A 744-nucleotide genomic window follows, 5' to 3' on the forward strand; every position below is an offset into this window, starting at 1 on the left:
GAGGCCGGCGTGCTGGCCCGGCGGATCGGTCTGCCCGGCGCGCTGGGCACGGTTGCAGCCCAGAGTGACGGGGTCTATACAGGTGTACTTGTGGGCGATATGCTGCACGGCCCGGCCAAGGCGGAAGCCGTCCGGGCGCTGGCCAAGCACGAGGAGCTGGACCTGACCGCGTGCTCGGCGTACTCGGACTCGGTGAACGACTTGCCGATGCTGGAAATGGTGGGGAATCCGTGGGCGATCAATCCTGACAGCAGGCTGCGGCGGCATGCCCGGACGGCCGGCTGGCAGGTCCGGGACTACCGGACCGGACGGAGGGCGACGCGCCTTCTCCTGTTGACAGCGGGTGCTTCAGGCGTAACGCTCGGTGCTGTCTCAGCCGCTGTGGCCATCCAACGATGTCTCAGTCGGGGATGTGCAAGTCGTAGACGTGTCAGTTGAAACGGGGAGAGATCTTGACGACGCCGGAGCCGAGCCCGGACGGGATGAGACGTGCAGAACTCGTCGATCGCGCCCAGGCTGGAGACGTCGGTGCATTCGGTGAGCTGTACGACGAGTACTCGCTCACCGTCTATCGCTACATCTACGCGCGGGTGTCGTCCTCGGCCCTGGCCGAGGACCTGACCAGCGAGACCTTCGACCGGGCGCTGCGCGCGCTGGACTCGTTCACCTGGCAGGGCCGCGACTTCGGCGCCTGGCTGGTGACCATCGCCCGCAACCTGGTCACCGATCACTACAAGTCGGGCC

2 protein-coding genes are annotated in these 744 nt (G+C 66.8%); both read left to right on the plus strand.

Translation table 11 applies throughout. The features are described 5' to 3' along the window. Positions 1-438, plus strand: a 438-nt coding sequence (locus ABD345_RS40000; RefSeq protein ID WP_344559761.1) for an HAD family hydrolase, incomplete at its 5' end; no start/stop codon positions are given. Between the two features lie 44 nt (positions 439-482). Further along, a partial coding sequence (locus tag ABD345_RS40005) for a sigma-70 family RNA polymerase sigma factor (RefSeq protein WP_425556970.1) occupies positions 483-744 on the plus strand: 262 nt, incomplete at its 3' end.

It is taken from the genome of Kitasatospora saccharophila (genome assembly GCF_039529925.1).
Classification (GTDB): Bacteria; Actinomycetota; Actinomycetes; order Streptomycetales; family Streptomycetaceae; genus Kitasatospora; species Kitasatospora saccharophila.